Annotated in this window: 14 protein-coding genes; 10 read left to right on the top strand and 4 right to left on the bottom strand. The window is 63.3% G+C overall.

The genetic code is table 11. The features are described from left to right. Positions 1–31: 31 nt before the first annotated feature. Positions 32–1,120: an HD-GYP domain-containing protein gene (locus GH663_RS15235; protein WP_153132566.1), complete on the bottom strand. Its 1,089-nt coding sequence runs from the start codon at positions 1,118–1,120 to the stop codon at positions 32–34. Beyond that, a complete protein-coding gene (locus GH663_RS15230; protein WP_153132565.1) occupies positions 1,117–4,278 on the bottom strand; it encodes a hybrid sensor histidine kinase/response regulator in 3,162 nt (1,053 codons plus the stop codon). The genes GH663_RS15235 and GH663_RS15230 overlap by 4 nt, the downstream gene beginning before the upstream one ends. Positions 4,279–4,484: 206 nt before the next feature. Here GH663_RS15230 and GH663_RS15225 point away from each other — a divergent pair, with 206 nt between their 5' ends. The 6 genes from GH663_RS15225 to GH663_RS15200 are packed head-to-tail and all read left to right on the top strand — an operon-like array spanning position 4,485 to position 9,825. Next, positions 4,485–5,072, top strand: coding sequence for a hypothetical protein (locus GH663_RS15225; RefSeq protein WP_066882847.1), 588 nt, complete (start codon positions 4,485–4,487; stop codon positions 5,070–5,072). Positions 5,073–5,080: 8 nt separating this feature from the next. Further along, on the top strand, positions 5,081–6,229 hold the full coding sequence (locus tag GH663_RS15220; RefSeq protein WP_153132564.1) for an efflux RND transporter periplasmic adaptor subunit: 1,149 nt from the start codon (positions 5,081–5,083) through the stop codon (positions 6,227–6,229). Positions 6,230–6,233: 4 nt separating this feature from the next. Beyond that, positions 6,234–6,923: an ABC transporter ATP-binding protein gene (locus GH663_RS15215; RefSeq protein ID WP_153132563.1), complete on the top strand. Its 690-nt coding sequence runs from the start codon at positions 6,234–6,236 to the stop codon at positions 6,921–6,923. Positions 6,924–6,926: 3 nt separating this feature from the next. Continuing rightward, positions 6,927–8,135 carry an ABC transporter permease gene (locus GH663_RS15210; protein ID WP_153132562.1) on the top strand — a complete coding sequence of 403 codons (1,209 nt, stop codon included), beginning with the start codon at positions 6,927–6,929 and terminating at the stop codon, positions 8,133–8,135. Position 8,136: 1 nt separating this feature from the next. Next, positions 8,137–9,336, top strand: a complete 1,200-nt coding sequence (locus GH663_RS15205; protein WP_153132561.1) for an ABC transporter permease — start codon at positions 8,137–8,139, stop codon at positions 9,334–9,336. Positions 9,337–9,387: 51 nt separating this feature from the next. After that, complete coding sequence (locus tag GH663_RS15200) at positions 9,388–9,825, top strand: MaoC family dehydratase (RefSeq protein ID WP_153132560.1); 438 nt, start codon at positions 9,388–9,390, stop codon at positions 9,823–9,825. A gap of 117 nt (positions 9,826–9,942) precedes the next feature. Here the strand turns inward: GH663_RS15200 and GH663_RS15195 are convergent, their stop codons facing one another. Beyond that, the gene (locus tag GH663_RS15195) at positions 9,943–11,070 is read right to left on the bottom strand and encodes a pseudouridine synthase (RefSeq protein ID WP_153132559.1); all 1,128 of its coding nucleotides are present in this window, start codon (positions 11,068–11,070) and stop codon (positions 9,943–9,945) included. Continuing rightward, on the bottom strand, positions 11,067–11,411 hold the full coding sequence (locus tag GH663_RS15190; protein WP_153132558.1) for an FKBP-type peptidyl-prolyl cis-trans isomerase: 345 nt from the start codon (positions 11,409–11,411) through the stop codon (positions 11,067–11,069). Before GH663_RS15190 ends, GH663_RS15195 begins: the two co-directional genes overlap by 4 nt. A 197-nt stretch (positions 11,412–11,608) precedes the next feature. On the opposite strand from GH663_RS15190, the gene rplU reads away from it, so the two are divergent. The 4 genes from rplU to proB all read left to right on the top strand — a co-directional run bounded on the left by rplU (position 11,609) and on the right by proB (position 14,533). Further along, a complete protein-coding gene (rplU, locus tag GH663_RS15185) occupies positions 11,609–11,920 on the top strand; it encodes a 50S ribosomal protein L21 (RefSeq protein WP_066882854.1) in 312 nt (103 codons plus the stop codon). Between the two features lie 22 nt (positions 11,921–11,942). Next, positions 11,943–12,206 carry a 50S ribosomal protein L27 gene (gene rpmA, locus GH663_RS15180; RefSeq protein WP_066882855.1) on the top strand — a complete coding sequence of 88 codons (264 nt, stop codon included), beginning with the start codon at positions 11,943–11,945 and terminating at the stop codon, positions 12,204–12,206. Between the two features lie 132 nt (positions 12,207–12,338). Continuing rightward, complete coding sequence (gene cgtA / locus GH663_RS15175) at positions 12,339–13,415, top strand: Obg family GTPase CgtA (RefSeq protein ID WP_153132557.1); 1,077 nt, start codon at positions 12,339–12,341, stop codon at positions 13,413–13,415. Further along, entirely contained in the window at positions 13,412–14,533 is a 1,122-nt protein-coding gene (gene proB, locus GH663_RS15170; protein WP_153132556.1) for a glutamate 5-kinase, read from the top strand. The genes cgtA and proB overlap by 4 nt, the downstream gene beginning before the upstream one ends. Positions 14,534–14,620: the final 87 nt, after the last annotated feature.

The following is a 14,620-nucleotide window of genomic DNA, read 5'->3' as shown; positions in this document are numbered from 1 at the left end:
ATCGAAAATACCCCAGAAGGATATGACAAATTTATTCGTCCGCCAGTTTAATGGCAATACTGGCGAATTCATCCTGTAAGGCCAAAAAAGCATCCATCAGCAAAGGGTCGAAGTGTTTGCCGCGCCCATCGAGCATGATGGCCGCCGCTTCCTCGTGACTGAATGCCGCCTTGTAGGGACGACGCGAACGCAAGGCATCATAGACATCGGCCACCGCCATCAGCCGGGCCGGTAGCGGAATTGCCTCGCCGACCAGGCCATCCGGATAGCCGCCGCCATCCCAGCGTTCATGATGGCTGCGGGCAATCTGGCTGGCGTAGAGCAGCATCAGGTTGTCGTCGCCAAGCTCCTGACGCGTCCGCTGCAACATGCCTTCGCCTTTGATGGCATGCGTCTTCATGATCTCGAACTCTTCCGGTGTGTGCTTGCCCGGCTTGAGCAAAATATTGTCGGGAATGGCGATCTTGCCGATATCGTGCAGCGGCGAGGCCTTGGCGATGCTGTCGATGGTCTCCGGATTCAGGAAAGCCCGGTCGCGCGCCTGCCGCGACAGGTGCTCGGCCAAGCGGCGAACGTAAGTCTGGGTGCGCCGGATGTGATTGCCGGTACATTCGTCGCGGAACTCGGCCAGCGACACCATGACCCGGATCGCCCCGGCCTGTAGCTTGAGTACCTCATTGACCCGCCGTTCCACCTCGCTTTGCAGCCAGGCGCTCTTGTCCTCGAGAAAGGTCTGCCAAGCATGCACCTGCAGATGCGCTCCGATCCGGGCAAGCATGATCGATGGCGAAAACGGCTTGTGGATGAAGTCCACCGCACCCAACTGAAAACCCAGTTCCTCATCGGCGGCCTCGATCTTCGCGGTGAGAAAAATCACCGGCATATGGGTAGTCAGCGGGTTGGCCTTCAATTGCTGAATCACTTCGTAGCCGTCCATCTCCGGCATCATGATGTCGAGCAGCACCAGATCGGGCGGACGGTCGAAGGCCAGTTCCAGCCCTCGGGCGCCGCTGTTGGCCAGTTTCACCCGATATTGATCACGCAGCAGGTGATTGATCAGACTAAGATTCGATGGTGTGTCGTCAATGACCAGGATGGTCTTGCGCTGATCGTCGTTCACTGAATTTCCCCTCCGACCCCTGCCGTCTCCAGCACGCGCAGGGCGTCATCAAAATCCCAGGCGCTGATCGCCCGGCCAAGGCGTTTGCAAACCACCGGCGAGAAATAGCTGGCAAAGTTTTCCTGATGGCCCAGCCACAGGGCCTCCGCCTCGCCATCGCCCTCCATCAGGCAACGCCGCAGGCGCCGGACAACGCGGGCGATATCGCTTGGCTGCGGGCTCGCCACGCTCGGCGCCGGCGCTTCGGGCAAATCAGCCAGACCGCTCAGCAAGGGTGCGATGGCCGCATCAAGCGCCTGCAGGCCGGGCGCGATATCAGCCGCGCCGGCCTTGATTTGTCCTTCCAGTTGGGCGGCCCGTTCCTGGATCTCGCTCATCGCCAGATTGCCGGCCAGGCCCTTGACGGAATGCGCCAGGCGCTGCGCCGTTGCCCGGTCGCCGGCGGCGAGCAAGGACTCGATCTCGGCGACAACCTTGCCCTGCTCGCTGGCAAAACGCCGCAGCATGCGGCAGATGAAGCCGACCCGCCCGGGAAAGCGCTGGTAAAGCAGCCCGGCATCAAGCCCGGGCAAGCGCGCCAGATGATTAAGAACGCGCTGATCCTCACTGCTCTCAGCCAGCAGCGGCTTGTCGGCCAGCGGCGGCAAACCTTCATCAGCGAGCGCCCGACGATGGCGCGACAACACGTCGAACAAGTCATCCGGCTCGAAGGGCTTGGAAATATGGCCATTCATGCCGGCCGCCAGCGCTGCCTGCAATTCTCCCCCCACTGCATGCGCCGTCATGGCGACTACCGGCACCCCGCCATAACGTACATTGGCGCGGAGCAGGCGGGTTGCTTCGCAGCCGTTCAGCACCGGCATTTCCAGATCCATCAGGACCAGGTCGTAATGCGCCGGCGGCTGCTTGAACAACAAATCCAGTGCCTGCTGGCCATCCCTGGCCAGATCGACGATGACGCCCCAGGCATGGAGGATCTCGACCGCCACCTGCTGGTTGATCTCGTTGTCCTCGACCACCAGCACCCGCATGCCATCGAGGTTCTTTTGCGGCGTCCCGGCTGCCGACGGCAGGAGCAAGCCCTCGCCCAGGGCACTGTTGGCCACTTCACACAGGATTTTCGGCGGGGCCGGCTTTTGCAGCACGTCGCCGACCCCGAGCTGGGCGGCCTGGTCACGCAGCAAAGCGACATCCAGTGCCGAGACGACGATGGTCTTTTCCGGTAGCGCCAACTGCCGGTCACGCATGGCTTCGAGCACGGCGGCGCCCCCCATGCCGGGCATCATCCAGTCGAGCAATAACAGGTCATATGGCTGGTTCCGGGCCAGCGCGCTTTCCAGCAAGGCGAGAGCCACCGCACCGTCGGCGGCGCTATCGACCAACGGGCAGCCAAGCAGACGCAGCAATTCGACCATGCTGTCGCGGGCCGGCGCATAGTCATCGACGACCAGGGCACGCCGGCGCCGGATCTTGCCGCCGTCATGGGCGACGTAGGCCGCTACCGGCAGGCGAATCGCAAAATCGAACAGACTCCCGCGGTCGACCTCGCTTTTGGCCCGAATATTCCCGCCCATGGCCTCGACCAGACGCTTCGAGATACTCAGGCCGAGTCCGGTGCCGCCGTATTTGCGGGTCGTCGAACCGTCGGCCTGGCTGAACTCCTGGAACAGTCGCGCCTGTTGCTCGACGCTCATGCCGATCCCGGTGTCCTCGACGGCAAAATGCAGCACGGCGCTGCCATCTTCATTGTCCCAGTCGCTGACGATGAGACGGACGTGGCCGTGCTCGGTGAACTTGACCGCATTCGACAGCAGGTTGATCAACACCTGGCCGAGACGCAGCGAATCGCCGACGAAGGCACTGCCGTGGGAAATCCGGTAATCGAGGATCAGTTCCAGTTGCTTGTCCTGGGCGCGCTGCTGCACCATGAAAACGGCATTCTGGACCACCGACTGCAGGTCGAAGGACTCGCTTTCGAGAACGACCTTGCCGGCCTCGATCTTCGAATAGTCGAGAATGTCATTGAGGATGCCGAGCAGGGACTTGGCGGCATCGTGGATCTTCGCGACATAGTTGCGCTGTGTCGGCTGCAAGTCGGAGCGCAAGGCCAGGTAGGCCATGCCGAGGATGGCGTTCATCGGCGTCCGGATTTCATGGCTCATGTTGGCGAGAAAGATCGACTTGGCCTCCGCCGCCACTTCGGCCCGCGCCCGGGCCAGCGCCAGTTCCTCCTGCACCACCTGGCGCTGTTCGATATCGGCCTCGATCGCCGCCGCCATGCCATCCATCGTGGTCGCCAGCGTTTGCACTTCGACGAAGCCGTTCACATTGCCAACCCGCTCGCCGTAGGACTTGTGGGCCAGGGCGCTGGCCGCCTGGTGCAAGGCGAACAGCGGCACCAGCAGATGCCGCGTCAAATAGCGGTAACTGAGCAGCAGCAACAGGGCGGCCGCCAGCAAGAGCGCCAGCGCCGTCACGATCAGGCTCTCCAGCTTTTCCGTTGCGTTATCGACATTGCGCTGGGTGCGCCCATCGACCAGTTGCGCCAGCCCTTCCACCGCCTCGACCAGATCGGCCCGCAAGCGCAGGTAATCCGGCTCATGCAGCAACTTGGCGGCAAACTCGCGTTGCGGCTCGCTTTCCGAAACGAATTCCTTGCTGACCGGGTCGTAAAGCCCCTGTGTCGCGGCAAAGGCAATTTGCTCGACCTGCTTCATCTGCTCGGCCAAACCGAGAATACGGCTGACCGCTCCCTGTTCCCGGGCATCGAAACCGAGCTGGCCGGCCAGTTTGATCAGCGGCAGCACATCGCCGCCGGACGGCGGCTGATAAGGGCGCAGGCCGGCCAGCACCTGATCCCAGTAAGCCCCCGGCTGGTCGGGGGGGCGCGGCTTGGCCCCCTCCCGAATGCCGAGAATGTCATAGTAATAGATCAGGTAGCGCGGATTGGCCGTACTGACATAGGAGCTGACCAGGCGGCTGAGCAATTCAACCTCCAGGCGCACGTCGTTCATCAGGGTCAGCGAGGTCTGGCGCTGGTCGGCGACGACGTTGGCCTCCTTGAAGGCAGACAGGGCTGCCAGCGTGACGCCGCCGATCAGCAGCAGCATGCCGATCAGCAGCAGCGACAAGAGCAGGAAAGCCTGACGCAACTTCACGACAGCCACCCCGAATATTGCCGACTACCCGCTGTTTTGCCCAGACATGCGACGCTTGACGACACCAAGCCCCCTATTCAATGCATTCGTCGTGAAATTTATGATATGTCATATTCGGGGACGGAGCACGTCAAATTACCGGATTGGTTGGTCAACTGCGCCGGATGGGCGAGAATGACGAATCGTTGCCGTCCGCCCCTGGAACCATGGATAACCTGATCAAGGATACCGTTACGCTGGAGCTCTTCTGCTGGCTGGAGCCGGACTCGGAGTTGCCGGGCTGGGACATTCTCAAGGGCAGCCCTTTCGGCGCCACGCTGGCCTCGCCTGAAGGCGGCGGGCCGACGCCGGGCGACCAGCTGATTTCGGTGCAGAACTACTTTGCCGAGTACCACCTCGAATATTTCCGGCAGCGCCGCTACAACCATTTCCCCAGCCGCCTGCACGCCCTGCTGCTGTTTGCGACGCGCACCGATGCGATGACTTTCCGCAGCAAGCACCCGCAAAAAATCTTTGGCAAGAACCTCGCCTGCGCCAAGACCAAGGCCGCCTACATCTGCTCCTTCCACGATGCCAGCTGGCTGGACTACCTGCGCCTGCCGCACAACCTGTCACTGTCGGCGCTCGACGAAGTTGCCGAATACTACTGGTCGGGCAAGACCGTCGAAGAAGTCGGCCTGACCTTCATGAACGAGCCGTGGCAGGAGCCGCCGGTGATCGAGGCGCTCTACCAGGGCGCCCTCGAGCCGGTCGCCGGCCACGCCCAGTCCGGCTGGCTCCCCGGCTTTCGTTAGGAATCAGCATGCGCCGCATCGCCCTCATCGCTGTCGTCATCACCCTTATCGGTCTCGCTCTGTTCTGGTTCAACCGGCCGCAGCCGATCCCGGTCATCCTCAAGGAAGTCGCCGCCGGCAAGGTCGAAGCGACCTTGGCCAACACCCGGGCCGGCACCGTCGAAGCCTGCCAGCGCACCAAGCTGTCCACGATCATCGGCGGCCGCATCGAATATCTCGGCGTCAAGGAAGGCGACCGCGTCAAGAAAGGCCAGTTGCTGCTCAAACTGTGGAACGATGACCAGCAGGCCCAGGCCGCGCTATCGCAGGCGCAGGTCGTGCTGGCCGGCAAGCGGGTCGAGGAAGTCTGCATTGCTGCGGTCAACGCAGAAAAAGAGGCAAAAAGGCAAAGCGAGTTGCGGGAAAAGGGTTTCATCTCGAGCAGTCGCGAGGAAGCCGCCCGCACCGATGCCGAAGTCCGCCGGGCCAGTTGCAACACGGCCAAGGCCGACGTCGCCCAGGCCGAGGCCAAGTTCCGGGCGACCCGCGTCGAACAGGGCCGCGTCGCACTCTACGCACCGTTCGACGGCACGGTCGCCAAGATCGTCGGCGAACTGGGCGAATACTCGACCCCGTCGCCTCCCGGCGTCCCGACGCCGCCGGCAATCGATCTGATCGACGATTCCTGCCTCTACGTCAAGGCGCCGATGGATGAGGTCGATGCACCGAAGATCAAGGCCGGCCAGACCGTGCGCATCACGCTCGACGCACTGCCCGGCAAGCAGATTCCCGGCAAGGTGCGGCGCGTCGCCCCTTACGTCTCGGCTGTCGAAAAGCAGGCGCGCACGGTCGATATCGAAGTCGATTTCGATCAGCCGGAAGCGACCGGCAAGCTGCTGGTCGGCTACAGCGCCGACGTCGAAATCATTCTCGCCGGCCGCGACCAAGTGCTGCGCATTCCGACCGCAGCCATCCAGGAAGGCGGCCGCGTGCTGGTCTTCAATGCCGACAGCGGCAAGCTGGAAGAGCGCCAGATCAAGGCCGGGCTGGCCAACTGGGAATACACCGAAGTGCTGGACGGACTGAGTGCCGGCGACCGCATCGTCACCTCGCTGGAGAAGGAAGGCGTCAAGGCCGGGGCGAAGGTGACGCCTGACGACAAAGCCAAGGCGAAGTAGGCGCATGGCGCTGATCGAACTCTCCGGCATCGAGCGCGTTTTCCAGCTCGGCGACACCGAAGTCCACGCCCTGAGCGGCCTCGACCTCACCATCGAGGCCGGCGAATATGTCGCCGTGATGGGCCCGTCGGGCTCCGGCAAATCGACGCTGCTCAATCTGCTCGGCCTGCTCGACCGGCCCAATACCGGCACCTACCGGCTGGAAGGGCGCGACGTGACGACGCTGTCGCCCGACGAGCAGGCGCGGGTACGCAGCGAGCGGATCGGCTTCGTCTTCCAGAGCTTTCATCTGGTACCCCGGCTGACCGCTGCCGAAAACATTGCGTTGCCGATGACGCTGGCCGGCATTGCGGCCGCCGAGCGGAACAAGCGGGTCACCCAGGCACTGCAAGATTTCGGCCTCGAACACCGTGCCGACCACCGGCCCGACCAGCTTTCCGGTGGCCAGCGCCAGCGCGTTGCCATCGCCCGTGCCACCATCATGCAGCCGGCCTTGATCCTGGCCGACGAACCGACCGGCAACCTCGACCGGCAGACCGGCGAAGAGGTCATGCATCTGCTCGAAGCGCTCAACGGCAAGGGCGTCACGCTGGTCGTCGTCACCCACGACCAGGTGCTCGGCGCCCGTTCGCGACGCCAGCTGGCCATGGAAGACGGCCGACTGAAGGTCGACAGCGCCCGCCCCCCCGGCTAGCCCATGCGCTTCGCCGACACCCTGCGTTTCGCCCGCGATGCCGCCACCGGCTACCCGATGCGGACGACCTTGTCGGTGCTGGCGATGTCGATCGGCGTCGCCGCCGTCGTCGTCCTCACTGCGCTCGGCGACGGGGCGCGACGCTACGTCGTCGGCCAGTTTTCGTCGATCGGCACCAACCTCGTCATCGTCTTGCCCGGCCGTTCCGGGACTGGCGGCTTCAACCCGGCCAACGCCATCACGACGACGCCGCGCGACTTGAGCGTCGATGACGCAGCCTCGCTGCAGCGCGTTCCGGCCGTCAAACGGGTTGCGCCGCTCGCCGTCGGCACCTCGGAAATCAGTTTCGGCGGCCGTTTACGCGAAGTGATGGTGGCCGGCTCGACCAGCGACTTCATCCCGATCCGCAACTTCGAGCTGGCCCAGGGTCAGGGCTTGCCGGAAGAGGACTGGAATCGAGGATCCTCGGTCGCCGTCATCGGTTCCAAGATTCGCGAGGAAATGTTCGGCAGCGAACCGGCAGTCGGCCAGTTGATCCGCGTCGGCGACCGCCGCCTGCGCGTCGTCGGCGTCCTCAAGTCGGTCGGTCAGGGGCTGGGCATGAATACCGACGAACTGGTCATCGTGCCGGTTTCGCTGGCCCAGGCCATGTTCAACTCCAACACCCTGTTCCGCATCCTGGTCGAGGCCAAGAGCCGCGAAGCGATTCCCGACGCCAAGGAGCAGGTGATGAACCTAATCAAGCAGCGCCATCGCGGCGAGGAGGACGTCACCGTCATCACCCAGGATGCCGTGCTGGCCACCTTCGACAAGCTGCTCGGCGCGCTGACCCTCGGCGTCGCCGGCATCGCCGCAATCAGCCTGGCCGTCGCCGGCATTTTGGTGATGAACGTCATGCTCGTCGCCGTCACCCAGCGCACCGGCGAAATCGGCCTGCTCAAGGCGCTCGGCGCCACGGCGCGGACCATCCGGCTGGCCTTCCTGGCCGAGGCGGCGATGCTCTCCGCGGTCGGCGCACTGGTCGGCTACCTGCTCGGCCAGCTGGGCGCCTTCGCGCTGCGCCAGGCCTTTCCGGTCTTTCCCGCCTACCCGCCGGACTGGGCCGTGATTGCCGGACTCGGCACCGCGCTCGGCACCGGCCTGCTGTTCGGCGTCATGCCGGCCCGCCGCGCCGCCCGGCTCGACCCAGTGCAAGCCTTGATGAAGCACTGAAATGCGCTTCGCCGATTCGCTCCAACTCGCCACCCGCGCCATCGCCGCCCAGCGCCTGCGCAGCTTCCTGACCCTGCTCGGCATCGCCGTCGGTATTGCGGCAGTGATCCTGCTCACTTCGATCGGCGAAGGGATTCACCGCTTCGTGCTCGGCGAATTCACGCAGTTTGGCACCAACGTCATTGCTGTGGCCCCCGGCAAGACCAAGACCGGCGGTTCGACCTCCGGCCTGCCGTCGAGCGCCCGGCCGCTGTCGCTGGAAGACGCCAAATCCCTCGAACGCCTGCCACACGTCGTCGCCGTCACCCCCAACGTGCGCGGTAACGCCGAAGTCGAGGGCAACGGCCGCACGCGCCGGACGCTGGTCTACGGCGTCAATGCCAAATTGCCGGTGATCTTCCGGTCGACCATCCAGAGCGGGCAATTTCTGCCGGCCGACGATGAAGGCAGTGCTCGCGCCTTCGTCGTCCTCGGCTCCAAGGTCAAGAATGAACTGTTCGGCAGCGACAACCCGCTCGGCCAGCGCCTGCGCATCGGCGGCCTGCATTTCCGGGTGATCGGCGTGATGGCGCCGAAAGGCCAGTTTCTTGGCATCGATCTCGACGACACCGCCTTCATCCCGGCCGCCCGCGCCCAGGAGCTGTTCAACCGCGAAGGTGTCGATGAAATCAACATCGCCGCCGAAGAAGGGGTGCCTTCGGCCAGCATCGCCGCCGCCATCAAGGAACGCCTGATCGCCCGCCATGGCCGCGAGGACTTCACCATCGTCACCCAGGAGGAGATGCTGAAGACGCTGTCCAACATCCTCAACGTGCTGACCATGGCGGTCGGCGCCCTCGGCGGCATTTCGCTGCTGGTTGGCGGGGTTGGCATCGTCACCATCATGACCATCGCAGTCAGTGAGCGAACCGGCGAAATCGGCCTGCTGGTCGCCCTCGGCGCCCCGCGGCGCACCATTCTCGCCCTCTTTCTCGGCGAGGCGGTTGCCCTCTCTGCACTCGGCGGCGTTCTCGGCCTGCTGCTCGGCGTCGGACTGGCCCAGTTGATCCACCTCGCCGTCCCCGCTCTGCCGGTACATACCCCGCTCAGTTTCGTCCTCCTCGCCGAGTTGGTTGCCATCTCGATCGGCCTCGCCGCCGGCGTCCTGCCCGCCCGCCGAGCCGCCAAACTCGACCCTGTTGAGGCATTGCGGACGGAATGACGTGCTAAAGTTCTACTTCCAATTTAAATAAACTCAGCAAGGAGTCCAGCAATGGCGTATCACATCGACCAACTGCAACCCGGCATGTCCGCCAGCATTGCCAAGACCGTCACTGAAGCCGACATCATCCTGTTCGCCGGCATCTCGACCGACGTCAATCCGGCCCACCTCGATGAGGAATACGCCAAGACCACCATGTTCGGTGGCCGCATCGCCCACGGCATGCTGTCGGCCGGTTTCATCTCCGCCGTACTGGCCAACCACCTGCCCGGTCCCGGCACCATCTACCTGTCGCAAACGCTGAAGTTCAAGGCGCCGGTTCGCCCGGGCGACACCGTGCGCGCCACCGTCACCGTCAAGGAAGTCAATGTCGCCAAGAATCGCGTGGTGCTGGATACCGTGTGCACCGTTGCCGGCAAGGTCGTCATCGAAGGCGAATGCCAGATGATGCCGCCCGTCCGCGCCGCCGCACCGAGCGGCACTGCCTGATTTTCAGCTGGCTCAAAAAAAACGCCGGCCCGGTGATTCACCGGCCGGCGTTTTTGTTTTTCCACGGCCATGGCTTCGAAAGCCGGCCCCCGAGCTAACCGGGCAAAGTCGCCAAAATCAGAAGGCCTCGTCAGCCCGCAGGAACCGCCACTGACCTATTTCCAGGTCCCCCAGCTTGACGCGACCAATGCGCACTCGCTTCAATCCGATGACGCGCAAGCCGACCAGTTCACACATCCGGCGAATCTGGCGCTTCTTGCCTTCCTTCAGGATGAAGTGCAACTGGTCTTCGTTCAACTGCTTGACCCGCGCCGGCTTCAGCGCCTGACCATCGAGTTCGAGGCCGTGGTTAAGCAATTCGAGGCCGCCCTTGATCATCTCGCCGGCAACGCGAACCAGATATTCCTTCTCGACCTGGCTGTCGTCACCGATCAGCTTCTTGGCCACCCGGCCATCCTGGGTCAGGACCAGCAAACCGGTCGAATCGATATCGAGCCGGCCGGACGGCGCCAGGCTGCGCAGCATCCACGGCTTGAACTCGGGATCGCCCGACTGCTTGAGCTGGTTATCGGCGGTGATCAGCGTGATCGCCGGCGTAAAGCCGGGCTCCGGCTGACCGGAAACGTAGCCGACCGGCTTGTTGAGCAAGACCGTGACCTGCTTGGCCTGATCGTGCTTGGCTTCTTTCGAGATCGAAATCTCGGCATCCGCCTTGATCCGCGTCCCCAGCTCGCTGACCCGCTCGCCATCGACGAAGACCCAGCCGCGCTCGATCCACAAATCGGCCTCGCGCCGCGAACACATGCCGCGTTCGGACATCACCTTGGACAAACGCACACCTTCCGGCGGCGGCGCATTCGGATCGCGCTCCGGCCGCGGAGCCGGTGCCGGCTTGGCAAGCGGCGCGGGCTTGGCGGCCGGCACCTTCTTGCTGCCCGTTGCATCGTACTTGGCCGATGCCGTCTGGCGCGGCGGCGGACCACCGCGCAGCGGCTTCCGGTTCGGCGCGCGTGGCGACGGGGCGACGTCCTTATTGACGCCCAGCGTGCCGACCGGCTTTTCGCGCTTGACGGCCGGCTCGGCTGCGGCGGTCACCACCGGCTCGGCGGCCGGCCTGGTTTTTGCCGGTTTTGCCACGTCGACCGCAGGCGTCTCCGTCGGCTTGCGCCATTTGGCCCACGGGTCGTCTGCAGCCGCTTCGCTGGGCGGCTGCCCGGGTTTCTTCTCTTTGTCGAAACCGCTCATTGCACGGCTAGCAGTTCAACCTCGAAAACCAGCGTCGCGTTCGGCGGAATGACGCCACCGGCACCGCGAGCGCCGTAGCCGAGTTCAGCCGGAATGGTCAGCTTGCGCGTGCCACCGACCTTCATGCCCTGGACGCCTTCGTCCCAACCGGCGATGACGTGACGCTGGCCGAGCGGGAAATCAAACGGGTCGTTGCGATCCTTGCTCGAATCGAACTTGCTGCCGTTGGTCAGCCAGCCGGTGTAATGGACAACAACGTGGTCGCCGGCCTTGGCTTCAACGCCTTCGCCAACAACGGTATCTTCGTAGACAAGGCCGGAGGCCGTAGTGATTTCAGCCATGAAAAGCTCCAGATTTACGGAGTCGAAACGACTCACGATTCTGCCGTCGCCCTCTGCGAGAGGAAAGCGGCAAAAGGGTGGATGGAAAGGCGAAAAGTCTACCACAACGCCAAGACAAGGCTTTGACTTCTCAGAGATTTTCCGTATAATGCGCGGTTCTTTGTAGCACCCTTTGTATTATTTTCGGAGTCCAACCCATGTATGCGGTCATAAAAACCGGCGGTAAGCAGTATCGCGTTACCAATGGTCTAAAACTTAAAGTAGAACAGATACCGGCAGACGTTGGCGCAGAAGTTACCCTTGACCAGGTCCTCATGGCAGGCGAAGGCGAGTCGGTAAAGATCGGCGCTCCCTTCCTTGCTGGCGCCACCGTCAAAGCCACCGTGATTTCCCACGGCCGCCACGACAAGGTCAAGATCTTCAAGATGCGTCGTCGTAAGCATTACCAAAAGCATCAAGGCCATCGTCAGAACTACACCGAACTGCGCATCGATTCGATCGCCGCTTAAGTTCAGACAAGGAGCTAACTAAATGGCACACAAAAAAGCAGGCGGTAGTTCACGTAACGGCCGCGACTCACAAGCCCAACGACTGGGCGTCAAGCGCTACGGCGGTCAATTTGTTCTCGCCGGCAACATCATCGTTCGCCAGCGTGGCACCGAATTTCACCCGGGCGAAAACGTCGGCTGCGGCAAGGATCACACCCTGTTCGCACTAAAGGACGGCGTTGTGAAGTTCCTCATCAAAGGCGAGAAGAAGCGCCGCACGGTGACCATCGTTCCGGCCGCCGAATAATTCGGCCAGGCGGAATCTGAAAGCCCTATCCGCCGGATAGGGCTTTTTTGTTTATTGACTTGCGCATTCACGGCGAGTGCTCAAACCAATGAAAACCGGCCAGCCAAGGCAGGCCCCACGGGAAAGCCCAACATGAAATTCATCGACGAAGCCAAGATTTACGTAAAGGCCGGCGACGGCGGCAACGGCGCCGCGACCTTCCGTCGCGAAAAGTACATCCCGATGGGCGGCCCGAATGGCGGCGATGGCGGCAAGGGCGGCAGCATCTACGTCGTCGCCGACCGCAACATCAACACCCTGGTCGACTACCGCTACACCCGCAAATTCATCGGCAAGCGCGGTGAAAACGGTGGCGGCGCCGACTGCTACGGCGCCGGCGGCGAAGACATCATCCTCCGCATGCCGGTCGGCACGGTTGTCTCCGACCTCAACACCGGCGAAATCCTGGCCGACCTCGACACCCACGACAAGAAGGTGCTGCTCGCCAAAGGCGGCAAGGGCGGCCTCGGCAACATCCACTTCAAGTCCTCGACCAACCGCGCCCCGCGCCAGAAAACCAATGGCGAGCAAGGCGAGGAGTTCGAAGTAAGCCTAGAGTTGCGCGTCCTCGCCGACGTCGGCCTGCTTGGGCTGCCCAATGCCGGCAAAAGTACACTGATTCGCGCCGTTTCCTCGGCCCGCCCAAAAGTCGCCGACTACCCCTTCACGACGCTGCACCCGAATCTCGGCGTCGTCCGCGTCGGCGCCGAAAAGAGCTTCGTGATGGCCGACGTCCCCGGCCTGATCGAAGGCGCCGCCGACGGCGCCGGCCTCGGCATCCGCTTCCTGAAGCACCTGCAACGCACCCGCATCCTGCTTCATCTCGTCGACATCGCGCCGATCGATCCCGATGCCGACCCGGTGCGTGACGCCAAGGCAATCGTCGGCGAACTGATCAAGCACGACCCGGAACTGGCCCACAAGCCGCGCTGGCTGGTCCTCAACAAGCTCGACCTGATTCCCGAGGAAGAGCGCGAAACAGCCATTAAAAACTTCCTGAAGGCCTACAAGAAAGCCACCAAGTACGACGGCCCGGTTTTCCCGATTGCCGCCATCAACGGCGAAGGCACCAAGCCGCTGATCTACGCCATCCAGGAAGCCCTCGAGCAGATGGCTCGCCCCGAAATCGAAGACGACGACGCCGAAACCGCTGATCACGAAGAAGCATGAACACAACCCGCCTCGCCTCCGCCAAACGACTGGTCGTCAAAGTCGGCTCCGCCCTCGTCACCAACAACGGCACCGGCCTCGACCTTGCCGCAATCGAGGACTGGGCGCGCCAGATCAGCGTTTTGCATCAGCAAGGCAAGGAAGTCGTCCTCGTCTCCTCCGGCGCTATCGCCTGTGGCATGCAGCGCCTGGGCTGGGCGAAGCGCCCCAAGTCGGTCCATGAACTGCAGGCTGCCGCCGCCGTCGGCCAGATGGGCCTGGTTCAGGTCTATGAAGGTGCTTTTTCCAAGCATGGCCTGCAAACCGCCCAGATCCTCCTCACCCACGACGACCTGGCCGACCGCAAACGCTATCTGAACGCCCGCTCGACGCTGACCACACTGCTTGGCCTGGGCGTCGTACCGATCATCAACGAAAACGACACCGTGGTCACCGACGAGATCAAGTTCGGCGACAACGACACCCTGGGCGCCCTGGTCGCCAACCTGATCGAAGCCGATGCGCTGATCATCCTGACCGATCAGAAGGGCTTGTACACAGCCGATCCGCGCAAGGACCCGAACGCCACCCTGATCCAGGAAGCCACCGCCGGTGACGAATCGCTGGAAGGCATGGCCGGTGGCGCTGGTACCCGCGTCGGCACCGGCGGAATGATCACCAAGGTCATCGCCGCCAAACGCGCCGCCCGCAGCGGCGCCCACACCGCCATCGCCAGCGGCCACGAAACCGACCCGATCATCCGCCTGGCCAACGGCGAACCGGTCGGCACCCTGCTCGTCTCGCAAACCCCGGCCCTCGCCGCGCGCAAGCAGTGGCTGGCCGATCACCTGCAACTAGCCGGCCGCCTGCTGCTCGACACCGGCGCGGTCAACGCCCTCAAATCGGGCAAAAGCCTGCTACCGATCGGTGTGATCGCCGCCGAAGGCGAATTCGAACGCGGCGCCGCCGTCGCCTGCATCGACCCGCAAGGCCAGGAAATCGCCCGCGGCCTGAGCAACTACGGCAGCGGCGAAGCCCGCCTGATCGCCCGCAAATCAACACCGGAAATCGAAGACATACTCGGCTACGTAGACGAACCGGAAATCATTCATCGCGACAATCTGATTCTGGTTGACTGACCACAACAGCCAATAAAAAGCCCCGGAGCTTTCCGGGGCTTTTTTTCGTCCATTTGCCGCAGCAAAAGCACCACAACAAAAAGGGCG

The organism is Dechloromonas hortensis (assembly GCF_009469765.1).
GTDB lineage: Bacteria > Pseudomonadota > Gammaproteobacteria > Burkholderiales > Rhodocyclaceae > Azonexus > Azonexus hortensis.
Note: the sequence above shows the minus strand (reverse complement) of the source record. Positions and strands in the feature narration are given on the sequence as shown.